We start from the raw sequence: 16,289 nt of genomic DNA on the forward strand, positions 1-16,289 counted from the left end.
GCGCCGATGGTACTGCAGCCGGGAGGTTGTGGGAGAGTAGGTCGCCGCCGGACATTCTTTGAGGGAGGGCCTCGCACTGTTGGTGCGAGGCCCTTCCCGCATTTCTGGACTGTTTTCCCCGCAAGGACGGTCCGCCACAGGCTCCGGGCACTAGCCTGGTCCCCTGAGGGCCCGGCCGCGAGGCCGGCACATGAGGAACAGAGACTGCGTTCCCGCGGACCATCCATCGCGGGGCGTGACGCCCAGGAAGGACACCATGGCTGAGGACACCCCCCGAGAGCGCCGCGAGGACCGCGGATCCGAGGGCCGCGGGCCCCGTGGTGGCGGTGATGGCCGGCGTCGTGGTGGTGACCGCGACGGACGTCCTCGCAGCGGTGCCGGTGACCGGCGCCGCTCCGGCGGGCCTCACGAGGACCGGCGGCGCGGCCCGGGCCAGGGGGGCGGACGCCCCGAGCGCCGCGGTGCGCCGACGGGCCCTCGTCGCGAGGACCGCGCCGAACGACCCGCGCACAATCCCGGTGACCTCCGAGCGGCGAATCGTGCGGACCAGGAGCGCTCTCCGGACATCGACCCGGACGTGACGGGCCAGGAGCTCGACCGCGGCACGCTCAAGGAGATCAACGGCCTTGACGAGCGTCCTGCCAGCTGGGTCGCCAAGCATCTCGTGATGGCCGGCCGCTACCTGGACGTCGACCCGGCGCTGGCGTTCCAGCACGCCCTCGCCGCGTCCCGCAAGGGCGGCCGCCTCTCACGCGTGCGCGAGGCAGTCGCGCTCACCGCCTACGCGGCGGGGGAGTACGCCGACGCGCTGCGCGAGTTCCGCACCTACCGGCGCATGACGGGCGACGACACCCACATCGCCGCGCAGGTGGACAGCGAGCGTGCCCTCGGCCGCACGGAGAAGGCCCTGCAGCTGGCCGCCGAGGTGGATGCCTCGCGTCTGGACCGGGCGGCGCGGGCCGAGCTGGCCATGGTCGTCTCCGGCATCCGCGAGGACGCCGGCGACCTTCAGGGTGCCCATGAGGCCCTGCAGATCCCGGAACTGGACCGGCGGCGCGGCTACCCCTTCTCTCCCCGGCTGTTCCAGCGTCAGGCCGACGTGCTGCTCGCCCTGGGGCGCCGCGACGAGGCTCGGCTCTGGGCGCGTGCCGTGCGCGTCGCGGAGAAGGCCCTCGGCGTGGGCGGGTTCGCGGACCCGGAGATCATCGACGTGGACACCGAGCCGGTCGAGGACCCCCGGGACCGCCGCCCGTCCCCCCGCGACCGGCGCCACGAGCGGTATGCGGCCGAGGCCGGTGCGGAGCCGACGGCGGACGGATCCCCGGCCGAGGAGCCGGAGGCCGCCACGGAGCCGACCGAGGCGCCCCGGCCGGAGGCCGCCGCAGAGCCGCCGGCCGCCGTCGACGCGCCGGACGAGGTCGACCCGAACCAGCTGTCGCTGTTCGACGCCCTCGAGGCCCCGGAGGCAGACGAGCGGTGAGCGCCACGTTCTTCGCCGGTCACGACGGGCTGCTCTGCGACCTGGACGGCGTCGTCTACGCCGGAGGCGGCGCGATCGCCGGGGCGGTCGAGACGCTGTCGACGCTGCAGGAACGGGGCGTGCCGGTCGGGTTCGTGACGAACAACGCCTCCCGCGCGCCGGAGTCTGTGGCCGAGCATCTCCGCACGCTCGGGGTGCCCGCGCAGGCGGGGCAGGTCTTCGGCTCCGCACCGGCGGGCGTCGACCTGCTCGAGGAGACGCTCGGCCGCCGCACCGGCCGGGTGCTCGTGGTCGGCTCGGCGTACCTGCGCGCCGTGGTCGAGGAGCGGGGCTACGAGGTGGTCGCGTCCGCGGCGCAGCGCCCCGACGCGGTGATCCAGGGCTTCGACCCCGGTCTCGGCTGGGCCGATCTGGCGGAGGCGGCGTACGCCGTGCGCGCCGGGGCCACCTGGGTCGCCACCAACCTGGACACCTCGATCCCGCGCGCGGAGGGGATCGCCCCCGGCAACGGGGCCCTCGTCGAGGCGGTGGGCCGGGCCACCGGCACCGCGCCCGTCGCGGCGGGCAAGCCCGAGCCACGACTGTTCCGGACGGCGGCCGAGGCCCTCGGCCTGGCCCGTCCCCTCGTGGTCGGCGACCGCCTGGACACGGACATCCGCGGCGGCAACGCGGCGGGGTTCGACACGGTGCTCGTCCTGACCGGCATCGACACGCGCGAGACCGCGGCCGCCGCCCCCGGGCCGGACCGGCCCACGTGGGTCCGTGCGCACCTGCCCGCTCTGCTCGCCGGCGGGGCCGAGGGCTCCGCGGACCCACGGCGTGGCTGAGACCGCACGCGCCGACGTCGCCCTGGCCGCCCGGGGCCTGGCCCGCTCCCGCACGGAGGGCGCGGCGCTCATCCGCGCGGGGCAGGTCCTCCTCGACGGCCGCCCGGTGCGCCGGCCCTCCGACCGCGTGGCCGCCGACGCCACGCTGCGCCTGCGCGACCCGGGCCCGCGGTACGTCTCCCGTGCGGCCCACAAGCTCGTCAGCGCGCTCGAGGCGTTCCCGGACGTCGCCGTGGCCGGCCGCCGGGCGCTCGACGCCGGGGCCTCCACCGGCGGATTCACCCAGGTCCTCCTCGAGCGGGGCGCCGAACGGGTGGCCGCCGTGGACGTGGGCCACGACCAGCTGGCCCCGACCGTCCGGGCCGACCCCCGCGTCCTCGTGCGCGAGGGGCTCAACGTCCGCGACCTCACGGCCGAGGACATCGACGGTCCGGTGGACCTGGTGGTCTCCGACCTGTCCTTCATCTCGCTGCGCCTCGTCCTCGCCCCGCTCGCGGGCGTGTGCCGACCCGGCGCGGAGCTGCTGCTCATGGTCAAGCCCCAGTTCGAGGTCGGGCGGCGCGCCCTGCCGCGCACCGGCGTCGTGACCGATCCCGACGCCCGCCGCGACGCCGTCGTGGGGGTGGCTGCGGCCGCGCTGGGCGCCGGTCTCGCACCCCGCGGCCTCGCCCGATCCGGCCTGGCCGGACAGGACGGGAACGCCGAGTTCTTCCTGCGGCTCCGCCGTCCCGACGCCACCGCGGCCGACGATCCGGCCGGCGGGACGAGCCCGGCCCCGGACGCCGGCGAGCGCGCCGCCGGGTGGGTCCGGGGCGCCCACATCGACTGGTCCTGACCCGCGTCCGAGGGGCGCCGCCCGTCCACGGGCGTAGGGCCACCGGTTCGCGCGTCCGGTCTCGTGGCTATCCTGGATCGCAGTGCCCGGCACCCCGGCTCGCGGAAGGAACCATGCCCTACACCCCCGGACGTCGCGTCCTCGTCCTGACCCACACGGGCCGCGAGGACGCCATCAGCGCGGCGCTGCAGGCCACCCGCATGTTCGCGGAGGAGGGCCTGGTCAGCGTCATGCTCGAACAGGACGTGGCCGCCATCCGCGCGGCCGCGGGGGACCCCCCGGAGTTCGCGCCGGAGGCCCTCGGGGTCGACTGCGAGCTCGAGGACATCACCCTCGGCCTCGTCCTCGGCGGCGACGGCTCGGTGCTGCGGGCGGCCGACTTCGTCCGCGGCCACAACGTGCCGCTGCTGGCGGTGAACCTGGGCCACGTCGGCTTCCTCGCCGAGTCCGAGCGCACCGACCTGCACCGCACCGTCCAGGCGATCGCCTCGGAGTCCTACGTGGTGATCGAGCGCATGGCCCTGGACGTCGTCGTGCACGTGGAGGGCCGCGAGGTGGCCCGCACGTGGGCCCTCAACGAGGCCTCCGTGGAGAAGTCCCACCGGGAGCGGATGCTCGAGGTGGTCGTCTCCGTGGACAACTCGCCGCTGACGGCCTTCGGCTGCGACGGCGTCGTCCTGGCCACCCCCACCGGCTCCACGGCCTACGCCTTCTCCGGCGGGGGCCCCGTGGTGTGGCCCTCCGTGGAGGCCCTGCTGTGCGTGCCCATCAGCGCCCACGCCCTGTTCACCCGCCCCCTCGTGGTGGGTCCGCGCTCCACGATCGGCGTGGACGTGCTCACCCGCACCCGCGAGACCGGTGTGCTGTGGTGCGACGGCCGGCGGACCGTCGAACTGCCGCCGCAGGCCCGGATCGAGGTGTCCCGTTCGGCGGAGCCGGTGCGCCTGGCCCGTCTCAACCCGACGCCCTTCGCGGAACGGCTGGTGCGCAAGTTCCGGCTGCCCACGGACGGCTGGCGCGGCCCCGTCACCGCCCAGGAGCGGGCGGGCGTGCTCCGCGCGGTGGAGACCGTCGAGCCGCGGCACGCGGGGCCGCGTCCTGACGTCGTCGAACCGGCCACCATGCCGCTGTCGGTGCTCTCGCCCGTGGACATCCAGCGTCACCGCGACCGCGGGGCGTGTCACCCCGGGGAGGACGCATGATCGACCATCTGAGGATCTCGGGGCTCGGCGTGATCGGCGAGGCCACCGTGGACCTGGACCCCGGCTTCACCGTCGTCACCGGCGAGACCGGCGCCGGCAAGACCATGGTGGTCACCGCCCTGGGCCTGCTGCTCGGTGCTCGCGCCGACGCGGGCGCGGTCCGCCGGGGCTCGTCCCGTGCCGTCGTGGACGCCGGCGTGCGCGTGGCCGCGGACCACGCGGCGCTCCGCCTGGCTCAGGAGGCCGGCGCGGTCGTGGACGAGGGCGACGACGGCACCCGCGACCTGGTCCTGAGCCGCAGCGTCACGGCGTCGGGGGAGGGCACACGTTCCCGCGCTGCGGCCGGCGGCCGTTCCGTGCCCGTGGGCCTGCTCTCCGAGATCGGGGCCACGCTCGTGGCCGTGCACGGGCAGAACGACCAGGTCCGCCTCCAGGGCGCCGACGCCCAGCGGCACGCCCTCGATGCGTTCGGCGGCGCCGAGCTCGCCGCGGCCCTGCGCGCCTACCGCGCGGACCACGCCGCCTGGGCCGCCGCGCGTCGGGAGCGCCAGGAGCTCACCGCCCACCGCCAGGAGCGGGCCCGCGAAGCCGAGGCGCTCCAGCGCTCGCTCGAGGAGATCGACCTCGCCGAGCCGCAGGAGGGGGAGGACGAGGAGCTGCGGGCTCTCATCCGCCGGCTCGAGGACGTCGAGGAGCTGCGCGCCGCCTCGGGGGAGGCGCACGCCCGACTGGCCGGCCCCGACGTGGACGCGATGGACGAGACCCCCGGCGCCGTCAGCCTCGTGGAGGCGGCGCGGCAGGCCGTGCTCGCCGCCCCCGGCGACGACCCCGAGCTCGCCGCCGCGGCCGCGCGCCTGGCGGAGGCCGCCGTCGTGCTCTCGGACATCGCCGGCGACCTGGCCCGCTACACCGCTGACCTGGACGCCGACGCGGCCTCCGACCTCGACGCGGCCCAGTCGCGGCTGGCCGAGCTCACGCGACTGCAGCGGCTCTACGGGCCCGAGCTCGCCGACGTGATCGACTGGGCCCGGACCCAGCGTCCGCGCCTGGACGAGCTGCAGGGCGACTCCGGCCGCCTCGAGGAGCTCGAGGCGGAGGTCGACCGGCTCGACGCCGCGCTGCGCGAGCGGGCCGCGACCCTCACCGCCCTGCGCACCGAGGCCGCCGAGCGGCTCGAGACCGCGGTGACCGAGGAGCTGCACGCCCTGTTCATGCCGGACGCCTCGTTCCACGTGGGGCTGACGCCGGTCGCCGGGGACGGTCTCGGCCCGTACGGCGCTGAGGACGTCACGCTCGCCCTGCGCCCCCACGCGGGCGTCGAGCCCCGGCCCCTGGGCCGCGGCGCCTCCGGCGGCGAGCTCTCCCGCGTGATGCTCGCCCTCGAGGTGGTCCTGGCCGCCACGGACCCGGTGCCCACCTTCGTGTTCGATGAGGTCGACGCCGGCGTGGGCGGTGAGGCCGCCGTGCGGATCGGGGCCCGCCTGGCCCGGCTCGCCCGCCACGTGCAGGTCATCGCCGTGACGCACCTGCCCCAGGTCGCCGCCTACGCGGACCGGCACGTGCGGGTGGAGAAGAACTCGGACCCGGCCGCGGGTGTGACCACCTCCGACGTCGTGACGCTGACGGCCGACGAGCGGGTCGAGGAGCTCGCCCGCATGCTCGCCGGGCACGGCGACTCCGCGGCGGCCCGCGAGCATGCCCGGGAGCTGCTCGAGTCCTCCGCCCGCGAACGTGGCTGACCCCGTCCGCGGACGCCGCCCCGACATGAAAGGATCGCCCCATGCCTGAGATCCCCGCGTCCGCGGGACGCTCGCCCCTGCGCGACCTGCACGTCCCCCGCCCGGTGAAGAAGTCGAAGACCGTCTACGAGGGCCGAGTGTGGGACATCGCCCGGGAGTCGTTCCGCCTGGACCCGGCGGACAAGTCCCGGGAACCGCTGACCCGGGAGCTGATGGTGCACCCGGGCGCGGTGGCGATCCTCGCGGTCCGCACCAAGCTCACCACCACCGGCCCCCGCGAGCAGGTGGCCCTCGTCCGCCAGTACCGCCACCCCGTGGGCATGGAGCTGTGGGAGATCCCGGCGGGCCTGCGGGACGTGGACGGGGAGGACCTCCACCAGGTCGCCGTCCGTGAGCTGGCCGAGGAGGCCGACCTGCGCGCCCGCGAGTGGCACACCCTCGTCGACTACTACACGACCCCGGGCGGCTCCAGCGAGGCGATCCGCGTGTTCCTGGCCCGTCAGATCGAAGAGATCCCCGACGGCGAGCGGCACACCCGGCAGGACGAGGAGGCCGCCATGCCGCTCGTGTGGGTCGGCGTCGACGAGGTGACCGACGCCGTCCTGGACGGCCGGGTGCACAACCCATCCACCGTCGTCGCCGTGCTGGCCCTGGGCGCCCACCGGGCCCAGGGCTGGCGACGCCTGCGTCCCGTGGACGCGCCGTTCGTCCCCGACCGGCAGGCCCCGGGGGCGGACTGGTCCGCGTGAGCCCGCACGCGCCGCAGACCTCGGCGCTCGCGGCACCCTTCCGCCGGCACCTGGACCATCTCGCCGTCGAGCGGGGCCTGGCCGAGAACACCCTGGCCGCCTATCGGCGCGACCTGGCCCGCTACCGTCGCTGGCTCGAGGCGGCCGGGGTGCGCGCCCCCGGGGACGTCGACCCCGGCCACGTGGCCGGCTTCCTGCAGGCCCTCGCCACGGGCGACGACGGCGGCCGCCCGCTCGCCGTCCGCTCGGCCGCCCGCGTGCTCGCCGCGGTGCGCGGGCTGCACCGGTTCTGGGCCCTCGAGGGACTCACGCCCGCCGACCCCGCCCGCGACGTCCACCCGCCGAAGCCGGGCGACCGCCTGCCGAAGGCGCTCCCCGTGGAGCAGGTGACGGCGCTGCTGGAGGCCGTGCCCGTCGACACCCCCGCCGGACTGCGGGACCGCGCGCTGCTCGAGTTCCTCTACGGCACCGGCGCCCGCATCTCCGAGGTGGTCGGCCTCGACGTCGACGACGTGGTGGGGCTCGCGCAGACCGGGGACGACGGCGGCCAGCCCGTGGTCCGCCTGTTCGGCAAGGGGTCCAAGGAGCGCGTGGTGCCGATCGGCTCCTACGCGGCCGCCGCGCTCGACGCATGGCTGGTGCGGGGACGGCCCACGATCATGACGGGAGTCACACGCTCCACGCCCGCCCTGTTCGTCAACGCCCGCGGGGGCCGGCTCTCCCGGCAGTCCGCGTGGGCCGTGCTGAAGCGGGCGGCCGAGCGCGCCGGCCTCGAGGCGGACGTCTCGCCCCACACCCTGCGCCACTGCTTCGCCACGCACCTGCTGGCCGGCGGCGCGGACGTCCGCGTGGTCCAGGAGCTGCTCGGGCACGCGTCCGTGACCACCACGCAGGTGTACACCCTCGTCACCGTGGACTCCCTGCGCGAGGTCTACTCCGCCGCGCATCCGCGCGCGCGCTGAGCCCCGCACCTGATACGCTCAAAATCCGTGGTGCAACGAACTACTCGTACTCAGACGTCCACGCGCGTCACCCGTCACGTGTTCGTGACCGGCGGTGTCGCCTCCTCCCTCGGCAAGGGGCTCACGGCCTCCTCGCTCGGCCACCTGCTCAAGGCGCGCGGGCTCAGGGTGGTGATGCAGAAGCTCGACCCCTACCTCAACGTGGACCCGGGCACCATGAACCCGTTCCAGCACGGCGAGGTGTTCGTCACCGAGGACGGCGCCGAGACGGACCTGGACATCGGCCACTACGAGCGCTTCCTCGACGAGGACCTCGACGGCCTGGACAACGTGACCACCGGCCAGGTGTACTCCACCGTGATCGCCCGCGAGCGCCGCGGCGAGTACCTCGGGGACACCGTCCAGGTCATCCCGCACATCACCGACGAGATCTGCCGCCGGATGCGCCTGCCCGCGGAGCCCCGCGGCGACCGCCCCGCCCCGGACGTGATCATCACGGAGATCGGCGGCACCGTCGGCGACATCGAGTCGCAGCCCTTCCTCGAGGCCGCCCGCCAGGTCCGCCAGGACGTCGGCCGCGACGACGTCTTCTTCCTGCACGTCTCCCTCGTGCCGTACATCGGCCCCTCGCAGGAGCTCAAGACCAAGCCCACACAGCACTCCGTGGCCGCCCTGCGCTCGATCGGCATCCAGCCGGACGCGATCGTGCTGCGCTCGGACCGGGCCGTCCCCGACGATGTCCGCGGCAAGATCGCCCGCATGTGCGACGTCCCGCAGGACGCCGTCGTCAACTGCGCCGACGCCCCCTCCATCTACGACATCCCCCGCGTCATCCACGACCAGGGCCTCGACGCCCACGTGGTGCAGTCCCTGGACCTGAAGTTCAAGGACGTGGACTGGACCGCGTGGGATGCCCTCATGGACGCCGTGCACCACCCGGAGCACGAGCTCACGGTGGCGCTCGTGGGCAAGTACGTGGACCTGCCGGACGCCTACCTGTCCGTCACCGAGGCGCTGCGCGCCGGTGGCTTCGCCCACCGGGCCAAGGTGGGCATCCGCTGGGTGGCCGCGGACGAGTGCGCCACCCCCGAGGGCGCGGCGGTGGCGCTCGCGGACGTCGACGCCGTGTGTGTGCCCGGCGGCTTCGGCGTGCGCGGGCTCGAGGGCAAGCTCGGCGCGCTGCGGCACGCCCGCGAGCAGCGGATCCCGACGCTGGGTCTGTGCCTGGGCCTGCAGTCCATGGTCATCGAGTACGCCCGCAACGTCCTCGGCCTGGAAGACGCGGACTCCACCGAGTTCGACCCGGAGACCGCCTCGCCCGTGATCGCCACCATGGCCGAGCAGGAGCAGATCGTGGCCGGCGAGGGGGACCTCGGCGGCACCATGCGCCTGGGCGCCTTCCCCGCGACCCTGCGCCCGGGCTCCGTGGTGGCCGAGGCCTACGGCACCACCGAGGTGACCGAGCGCCACCGCCACCGCTACGAGGTGAACAACGCCTACCGCGACCGCCTCGAGGAGGCCGGTCTCGCGATCTGCGGCACCTCCCCGGACGGCGCCCTCGTGGAGTTCGTGGAGCTGCCCCGGGACGTGCACCCGTACTACGTGTCCACGCAGGCCCACCCGGAGTTCTCCTCCCGGCCGACCCGCCCGCACCCGCTGTTCGCCGGCCTCGTCGCCGCCGGCCTGGCCCGCCGCGCCGACGCGGCGGCCCGGCGCTGAGGGGCCGACGACCGGCCCGACACAGTGGTCACGACACGCCGTCGCCGCGCCCGGCACGCGGCGTGTCGTGACCACTCTGCGAGGGCGTCGCACCGATGACGACACGACGACGGCGGGCCGCCCCACCCGGGGCGACCCGCCGTCGTCGTGCACGCGGCACCGCGCCGCGAGCGAATGGGGCGACGTGTCGGAGGTGATCTGCGTCTACACCTCCGACAAGTCGCCCCGACCGCCCCTCACGAGGCTCAGCCCGCCGGCAGCTCCCGCTGCTCGGGGCCGTCGTAGGCCGAGAGCGGGCGGATCAGCGCGTTCGCGGCGCGCTGCTCCATGATGTGGGCGGTCCAGCCGGTGATGCGCGAGGCGATGAAGATCGGCGTGAACAGCTCGGTGTCGAAGCCCATGAGGTGATACGTCGGGCCGGCGGGGTAGTCGAGGTTCGGCTTGATCTGCTTGGCCTCGTCCATGGCCTGCTCCAGACCGTCGTACAGGCCGAGCATCTCCTCGCGGCCGTAGTGCTCGATCATCCGGTCCAGTGCGGCCTTCATGGTGGGCACGCGGGAGTCCCCGTTCTTGTAGACGCGGTGGCCGAAGCCCATGACCTTCTTCTTCTGGGCCAGGGCGTCCTCCATCCACGCCTTCGCTCGGGCGGCGGCGTCCTCACGGGACTCCTCCTTCCGGATGCCGATCTCGTCGAAGGTGTGCATCACGGCCTCGTTGGCGCCGCCGTGCAGCGGGCCCTTGAGCGCGCCGATCGCACCGGTCACGGCCGAGTGCAGGTCGGAGAGCGTCGAGGTGATCACGCGCGCGGTGAAGGTCGAGGCGTTGAACGAGTGCTCGGCGTACAGCACCATCGAGACGCGGAACGCGTCCACGACCTCCGGGGCGGCCTCCTCGCCGAACGTCATCCAGAGGAAGTTCTGCGAGTAGTCCAGGTCCTCGCGCGGCTCCACCACGTCCTGGCCGCGGCGGCGGCGCTGGTCGTAGGCGACGACGGCCGGGAACGCCGCGAACAGGGCCTGGGCCTTCTCCAGCTCGGCCTCGGGGGAGGAGTCCTCCGCCTTCGGGTGGTTCGCGCCGAGCACGGACACGGCGGTGCGGCCGACGTCCATGGGGTGGCAGTCGGTGGGCAGCAGGTCGATGGCCTGCTTCACCTTCGGGTCGAGGGCACGGTGGGCGCGCTCGAAGCGCTCGAACGCGGCCAGCTCCTCGTCCGTGGGCAGCTCGCCCGTCCAGAGCAGCAGCGCGACGGCCTCGAACGAAAGCTGCGCGGCCAGGTCCTGCACGGGGTAGCCGCGATACAGCAGGGAGTTCGTCTCCGGGTTGACCTTGGAGATCGCCGTGGTGTCCACGACGACGCCGGCCAGGCCCTTCTTGATCTCGGTCTCGGTCATGGTGTCCCTCCTCGGGGAGTGGGGCCCGCCCGCGCACGGGCGGGCCCGGTGACGGGTCAGAGGTCGGCGTGGTTGGCGCCGATGTCGAGCGTGGGCACGTCGAAGTTGAAGATGCCCGTGTCGAAGGCGTTGTAGCCCTCGTAGTCCACCAGCTCGTAGAGGCGGGCGCGGGTGAGCATCTGCTCCACCTGCGACTGCTGGGTGCCCTCCTCCTTGATGGCGTCGAGCACGCGCTCGGCGGCGCCCATCGCGGAGCGCAGCAGGGTGACCGGGTAGATCACCATCGCGACGCCGGCGTCGGCCAGCTGCTGGCGGGTGAACAGCTCGGACTTGCCGAACTCGGTCATGTTCGCCAGGACCGGGACCCCGAGGGGCTCCAGCTCGCGACACACGGTCTCGAACTCGCCGATGTCCTTCAGGGCCTCCGGGAAGATCGCGTCCGCACCGGCCTCCACGAGCGCCTTCATGCGGGCGATCGCGGCGTCCAGGCCTTCCACGGCCCGCAGGTCGGTGCGCGCCATGATGAGGAAGTTCGGGTCCCGGCGGGCGTCGACGGCGGCGGCGATGCGCTTGACCGCGGTGTCGAGGTCCACCATGTTCTTGCCGTCGAGGTGGCCGCACCGCTTGGGGTTGAACTGGTCCTCGATGTGGCAGCCGGCCAGGCCGGCGTTCTCGAACTCCTGCACCGTGCGGGCCACGTTCATCGGCTCGCCGAAGCCCGTGTCCGCGTCGATGAGGCACGGCAGGTCCGTGAGGCGGGCGATCTGCCCGCCGCGCACGGCCACCTCGGTGAGCGTGGTCAGCCCGACGTCGGGCAGGCCCAGCTCGTTCGCGAGCACGCCACCGGAGATGTACACCCCGGGGAAGCCCTTCTCCTGGATCAGCTTGGCGGTCAGCGGCGTGAACGCGCCCGGGAACTGCTGGGCGCCGCCCTGCTTCAGGGTCTGCCGCAGGTCGATCCGCTTCTGTTCGGCCGTCTTCGTCGAGTACAGCATCAGAACAGGCCCTTCGGGGCGGCGGCGAGGTCGGCCTCGGACAGGAACGCCGGGTCCGCCAGGATGTTCAGCTGGTCCAGCTCGCCGGGCTGCAGCTCGGCCACGCGCTCGGCGGCGGCCAGGAAGCGGTCCTGCTCCTCCTTCGAGACGATGCCCTCGGCCAGGGTGCGGAACTTCTGGATGTACTGCTCGCGGGCGAACGGCCGGGCGCCGAGCGGGTGGGCGTCGGCCACGGCGATCTCGTCGGTGATGACGGCGCCGTCCTTGAGGGTGATCTCCACCGCGCCGCCGAACGCCTTCTCCGCGAGGTCCAGCGAGTGGTACCGGCGGGTCCACTCCGGGTCCTCCACGGTGGTCACCTTGTGCCACAGGGCCACGGTGTCCTCGCGCTGGGCGCGCTCGGGGGCGTAGGAGTCCACGTGGTGCCAGGAGCCGTCCTGCAGGGCCACGGTGAAGATGTAGGGGATGGAGTGGTCGAGGGTCTCGCGCGAGGCCGTCGGATCGTACTTCTGCGGGTCGTTGGCGCCCGAGCCGATCACGTAGTGGGTGTGGTGCGAGGTCTTGATCAGCACCGACTCGACGTTCGCCGGGTCGGTGGCCTCCGGGTGCTCCCTGTGGAGCTTGCGGGCCAGGTCGATCCAGGCCTGGGCCTGGTACTCGGCCGAGTGCTCCTTGGTGTAGGTGTCCAGGATGCCGCGCTTGGGCTCGCCCTGCTCGGGCAGCGGCACCTCGTAGGAGGCGTCCGGGCCGTCCAGCAGCCAGGCGATCACGCCGTCCTCGCCCTCGTAGATCGGGACGGGGGAGGTCTGGCCGCGCATGGCGCGGTCCACGGCCTCGACGGCCATCTTGCCGGCGAACGCCGGGGCGTGGGCCTTCCACGTGGAGATCTCGCCCTTGCGGGACTGGCGGGTGGCGGTGGTGGTGTGCAGGCCCTGGCCGATGGCCTGGAAGATGGTCTCGGTGTCCAGGCCGAGCAGGGTGCCGATGCCGGCGGAGGCGGAGGGGCCGATGTGGGCCACGTGGTCGATCTTGTGGCCGTACAGGTTGATGGACTTCACGAGGTCCACCTGGATCTCGTAGCCGGTGGCGATGCCGCGGATCAGGTCCTTGCCGGAGCGGCCGGCGTGCTGGGCGACGGCGAGGATCGGCGGGATGTTGTCGCCCGGGTGGGAGTACTCGGCGGCCAGGAACGTGTCGTGGTAGTCCAGCTCGCGGACGGCCACGCCGTTGGCCCACGCGGCCCACTCGGGGGAGACCTTCTGCGCCACACCGAACACGGAGGCGCCCTCTCCGCCGGTGGAGACCGGGTGGGACAGGGCCTGGGCGCGGGCGGCGACGATCGGGCCGCGCTTCAGCGAGGCGACGGCGACGGAGGCGTTGTCGATGATCCGGTTGATGATCATCTCCTCGACCTCGGGCAGCACCTCGACGTCGTCGACGGCCACCTCGGCCAGCTTCCAGGCCAGCTGGTCCTTGCGCTCGAGGTTCTCCTCGGAGCGGTGGACGCGCACGTGATGGTTCTTCATGGTCGGTCTCCTTCGGTGGGGGTCAGCAGGGTCGGGGTCTCCTCGGCGCGGCCGCGCCGGGTCAGATGGTGGAAGGCGTGGTGCAGGTGGACCCGCGTGGTCGCCTCCGCGAGGTCCGCGGCGCCCGAGCCGACGGCGTCGGCGATGTCCGCGTGCTCCGCGGCGGAGGCCGCGAGGCGGGCCGGGTCGTCCGCGGCCAGGCGGCGCAGGCGCGCCAGGTGCAGGCGCAGGGTGCGCAGGGTGGAGACGAGGTAGGGGTTCGCGGCGGCCTCGTCCAGCCGGCTGTCCAGCTCGGCCGTCATCGCGTAGTAGTCCGCCGGGTCGGTCCCGCCGCGCAGGGCCACCTCGGCCTCCTGGAAACGGCCCGCGAGGACCGTGAACCGCTCGGCCGCCTCCGGGGTGGCCCGCTGCGCGGCCCGGCGCGCCAGGAGGGACTCGAGGGCGATGCGCAGGTCGAACAGCTGGTCCGCCTGTTCGAGGGACAGGTCGGCGACGACGATGCCCCGGCCCGGGGCCTGCTCGGCCAGGCCGTCGGCCACCAGGCGGGAGAGCGCCTCGCGCAGAGGGGTGCGCGAGATGCCCAGGCGCTCGGCCTGCTCCACCTCGCCCAGGCCCGCGCCCGGAGGGAGGGACCAGTCGAGGATCTCCGCCCTCAGGGCCTGGTACGCCCGCTCACTCGCTCGCATGCCGCCAGTGTATACACAACAGTCCCGCCGAGGGCAGGGGGTGTGTCCGATGCGCGTGCCGGGCGACGCCGCCCACGGGGAGTGCCGTCCGGCGTGCGGGGGCTGGGTGGTGCGTCCCCGGCGCGGGACTCGCGCGTGCCGCCACGCCTCACTGACGGGGCAAGAAATGTATACAGATTCCTTGCCCCCTGTGATCCACGGCACTACCCTGGGCGCATGGCGACCCACGATGCCCCCACCGAAGACCGCCCCTCCGGCGCGTACGCCGACGCCCACGCCCGGTCCCTCCGCGACCCCGAGGGGTTCTGGCTCGACGCGGCGCGCGCCATCGACTGGACCGTCGCGCCCACGCGCGCCCTCGACGACTCCGCCGCGCCCCTGTACCGCTGGTTCCCGGACGGCGAGCTGAACACCGCCTTCAACTGCCTGGACCGGCACGTCGAGGCGGGCCGCGGGGACGCCGTCGCGCTGATCCACGACTCCGCGATGACCGGCGAGGTCACCCGCTACACGTACGCCGAGCTCACGGACGCGGTGGCCCGCCTGGCCGGCGCCCTGGCCGCGCGCGGCGTCGGCAAGGGCGACCGCGTCCTCGTGTACCTGCCGATGATCCCGCAGGCCCACATCGCGATGCTGGCGTGCGCGCGGCTCGGCGCGGTGCACTCCGTGGCCTTCGGCGGCTTCGCCCCGCGCGAGCTCGCCTCCCGCATCGACGACGCCGCCCCCGACGTCGTGCTCACCTGCTCCGGCGGCATCGAGCCCAAGCGCCGGGTCGAATACCTGCCCGCCGTGGCCGAGGCGCTCGAGACCGCCGCGCACCCCGTGCGCACGGTGCTGGTCCACCACCGCGAGGGCTTCGAGACCGCGCTCGCGGACGCCGACGGGCGCGGGGGCGCGAGCTGGGAGGACTGGGGCGAGGCCGTCGCGGCCGCCGAGCCGGCCGACTGCGTCCCGGTGCGGGCCACCGACCCGCTGTACGTGCTCTACACCTCGGGCACCACGGGCAAGCCCAAGGGCGTCGTCCGGGACAACGGAGGCCACGCCGTCGCCCTGCGCTGGACCATGGAGCACATCTACGACGTCGGCCCGGGGCAGGCGATGTGCACCGCCTCGGACGTGGGCTGGGTCGTGGGGCACTCCTACATCGTCTACGGACCGCTGCTGGCCGGGGCCACCACGGTGATGTACGAGGGCAAGCCCGTGGGCACGCCCGACGCCGGCGCGTTCTGGCGGCTCATCGAGGACCACGGGGTCCGGTCCTTCTTCACGGCCCCCACGGCGCTGCGCGCGATCCGCCGCGCCGACCCCGAGGGCGAGCTGCTCCAGGCCCACGACCTGTCCTCCCTGCGGCACTTCTTCGCCGCGGGCGAGCGCCTGGACCCGGAGACGCAGCGGTGGATCGAGGGCCTGCTGGGCATGCCGGTGATCGACCACTGGTGGCAGACCGAGACCGGGTGGGCCATCGCGGCGAACCCGGTGGGCCTGGAGCAGCTGCCGGTGAAGATCGGCTCGTCCTCGGTGCCCTCGCCGGGCGTCGATCTCGTGGTCCTGGACGGCCTGGGCGAGCCCGTGCCCGCCGGGACCGAGGGCAACATCGCCCTGCGGCTGCCGCTGCCCCCGGGCACCCTGCCCACCCTGTGGGGCGACGACCAGCGCTACATCGACTCCTACCTCAGCGCGTTCCCCGGCCATTACGCGACCGGTGACTCCGGCGTCGTGGACGAGGACGGCTACGTGTTCGTGCTCGGCCGCACCGACGACGTCATCAACGTCTCCGGGCACCGGCTGTCCACGGGCGTCCTCGAGGCCGCCCTGGCCTCCCACCCGGCGGTGGCCGAGTGCGCCGTGATCGGCGTCGCGGACCCGCTCAAGGGCCAGCGGCCCTCGGGCTACGTGGTCCTCAAGTCCGGCGTCGAGACGCCCGAGCCCGGCTCCGAGGCCGAGGCCGCGCTCCTGGACGAGCTGCGTCAGGCGGTGCGCCGCGAGGTGGGCCCGGTGGCGGACTTCCGCGACGTCGTCGTGGTGGACGCGCTGCCCAAGACCCGCTCGGGCAAGATCCTGCGCAAGACCATGCGGCAGATGGCCGACGGCGAGGAGTACGCGGTGCCCTCGACCATCGAGGACCCCGCCGTGCTCGAGGCCCTGGCCGGGGTGCTGCGCCCGGCCCGCTGAGCCCCG

Annotated in this window: 13 protein-coding genes; 9 read left to right on the forward strand and 4 right to left on the reverse strand. The window is 74.1% G+C overall.

What is annotated here, in order from left to right:
- Positions 1 to 577: 577 nt before the first annotated feature.
- The 8 genes from KVS67_RS08960 to KVS67_RS08995 all read left to right on the forward strand — a co-directional run bounded on the left by KVS67_RS08960 (position 578) and on the right by KVS67_RS08995 (position 9,513).
- Positions 578 to 1,480 (forward strand): hypothetical protein, encoded by a 903-nt coding sequence (locus tag KVS67_RS08960; RefSeq protein WP_231866285.1) that lies wholly within the window; start codon positions 578 to 580, stop codon positions 1,478 to 1,480.
- Positions 1,477 to 2,307: an HAD-IIA family hydrolase gene (locus KVS67_RS08965; RefSeq protein WP_051995271.1), complete on the forward strand. Its 831-nt coding sequence runs from the start codon at positions 1,477 to 1,479 to the stop codon at positions 2,305 to 2,307. Before KVS67_RS08960 ends, KVS67_RS08965 begins: the two co-directional genes overlap by 4 nt.
- Positions 2,300 to 3,142, forward strand: a complete 843-nt coding sequence (locus tag KVS67_RS08970; protein WP_036315747.1) for a TlyA family RNA methyltransferase — start codon at positions 2,300 to 2,302, stop codon at positions 3,140 to 3,142. The genes KVS67_RS08965 and KVS67_RS08970 overlap by 8 nt, the downstream gene beginning before the upstream one ends.
- 113 nt (positions 3,143 to 3,255) lie before the next feature.
- Positions 3,256 to 4,344, forward strand: coding sequence for an NAD kinase (locus tag KVS67_RS08975; RefSeq protein WP_036315741.1), 1,089 nt, complete (start codon positions 3,256 to 3,258; stop codon positions 4,342 to 4,344).
- Positions 4,341 to 6,083, forward strand: a complete 1,743-nt coding sequence (gene recN / locus KVS67_RS08980) for a DNA repair protein RecN (RefSeq protein WP_036315738.1) — start codon at positions 4,341 to 4,343, stop codon at positions 6,081 to 6,083. The genes KVS67_RS08975 and recN overlap by 4 nt, the downstream gene beginning before the upstream one ends.
- A 41-nt stretch (positions 6,084 to 6,124) precedes the next feature.
- On the forward strand, positions 6,125 to 6,832 hold the full coding sequence (locus KVS67_RS08985; protein ID WP_063189195.1) for an NUDIX hydrolase: 708 nt from the start codon (positions 6,125 to 6,127) through the stop codon (positions 6,830 to 6,832).
- Positions 6,829 to 7,794 (forward strand): site-specific tyrosine recombinase XerD, encoded by a 966-nt coding sequence (xerD, locus tag KVS67_RS08990; RefSeq protein WP_063189197.1) that lies wholly within the window; start codon positions 6,829 to 6,831, stop codon positions 7,792 to 7,794. Before KVS67_RS08985 ends, xerD begins: the two co-directional genes overlap by 4 nt.
- 9 nt (positions 7,795 to 7,803) lie before the next feature.
- Positions 7,804 to 9,513, forward strand: a complete 1,710-nt coding sequence (locus KVS67_RS08995) for a CTP synthase (protein WP_082836634.1) — start codon at positions 7,804 to 7,806, stop codon at positions 9,511 to 9,513.
- 245 nt (positions 9,514 to 9,758) lie between these two features.
- Here KVS67_RS08995 and KVS67_RS09000 read toward each other — a convergent pair whose 3' ends face one another.
- From KVS67_RS09000 to KVS67_RS09015, 4 genes are read right to left on the reverse strand one after another with little or no spacing between them, the layout of a single operon-like run.
- Entirely contained in the window at positions 9,759 to 10,904 is a 1,146-nt protein-coding gene (locus KVS67_RS09000; protein WP_063189202.1) for a bifunctional 2-methylcitrate synthase/citrate synthase, read from the reverse strand.
- 56 nt (positions 10,905 to 10,960) lie between these two features.
- Positions 10,961 to 11,899 (reverse strand): methylisocitrate lyase, encoded by a 939-nt coding sequence (prpB, locus tag KVS67_RS09005; protein ID WP_063189203.1) that lies wholly within the window; start codon positions 11,897 to 11,899, stop codon positions 10,961 to 10,963.
- Entirely contained in the window at positions 11,899 to 13,425 is a 1,527-nt protein-coding gene (locus KVS67_RS09010) for an MmgE/PrpD family protein (protein WP_070708643.1), read from the reverse strand. Before KVS67_RS09010 ends, prpB begins: the two co-directional genes overlap by 1 nt.
- A complete protein-coding gene (locus KVS67_RS09015) occupies positions 13,422 to 14,111 on the reverse strand; it encodes a GntR family transcriptional regulator (protein ID WP_070708642.1) in 690 nt (229 codons plus the stop codon). The genes KVS67_RS09010 and KVS67_RS09015 overlap by 4 nt, the downstream gene beginning before the upstream one ends.
- Before the next feature lie 216 nt (positions 14,112 to 14,327).
- Here KVS67_RS09015 and KVS67_RS09020 point away from each other — a divergent pair, with 216 nt between their 5' ends.
- The gene (locus KVS67_RS09020; protein WP_217565273.1) at positions 14,328 to 16,283 is read left to right on the forward strand and encodes an AMP-binding protein; all 1,956 of its coding nucleotides are present in this window, start codon (positions 14,328 to 14,330) and stop codon (positions 16,281 to 16,283) included.
- The last annotated feature ends 6 nt before the right edge of the window (positions 16,284 to 16,289 follow it).

This window comes from Micrococcus sp. GbtcB5 (genome assembly GCF_019091605.1).
GTDB classification, from domain to species: domain Bacteria; phylum Actinomycetota; class Actinomycetes; order Actinomycetales; family Micrococcaceae; genus Micrococcus; species Micrococcus luteus.

Excerpts from the sequence above, each read along its gene's own strand:
- KVS67_RS09020 (WP_217565273.1), top strand. The coding sequence starts at position 14,328 with ATGGCGACCCACGATGCCCCCACCGAAGACCGCCCCTCCGGCGCGTAC.
- KVS67_RS08975 (WP_036315741.1), top strand. The coding sequence starts at position 3,256 with ATGCCCTACACCCCCGGACGTCGCGTCCTCGTCCTGACCCACACGGGC.
- KVS67_RS08985 (WP_063189195.1), top strand. The coding sequence starts at position 6,125 with ATGCCTGAGATCCCCGCGTCCGCGGGACGCTCGCCCCTGCGCGACCTG.
- KVS67_RS09015 (WP_070708642.1), bottom strand. The coding sequence starts at position 14,111 with ATGCGAGCGAGTGAGCGGGCGTACCAGGCCCTGAGGGCGGAGATCCTC.
- recN (WP_036315738.1), top strand. The coding sequence starts at position 4,341 with ATGATCGACCATCTGAGGATCTCGGGGCTCGGCGTGATCGGCGAGGCC.
- prpB (WP_063189203.1), bottom strand. The coding sequence starts at position 11,899 with ATGCTGTACTCGACGAAGACGGCCGAACAGAAGCGGATCGACCTGCGG.
- KVS67_RS09010 (WP_070708643.1), bottom strand. The coding sequence starts at position 13,425 with ATGAAGAACCATCACGTGCGCGTCCACCGCTCCGAGGAGAACCTCGAG.
- KVS67_RS09000 (WP_063189202.1), bottom strand. The coding sequence starts at position 10,904 with ATGACCGAGACCGAGATCAAGAAGGGCCTGGCCGGCGTCGTCGTGGAC.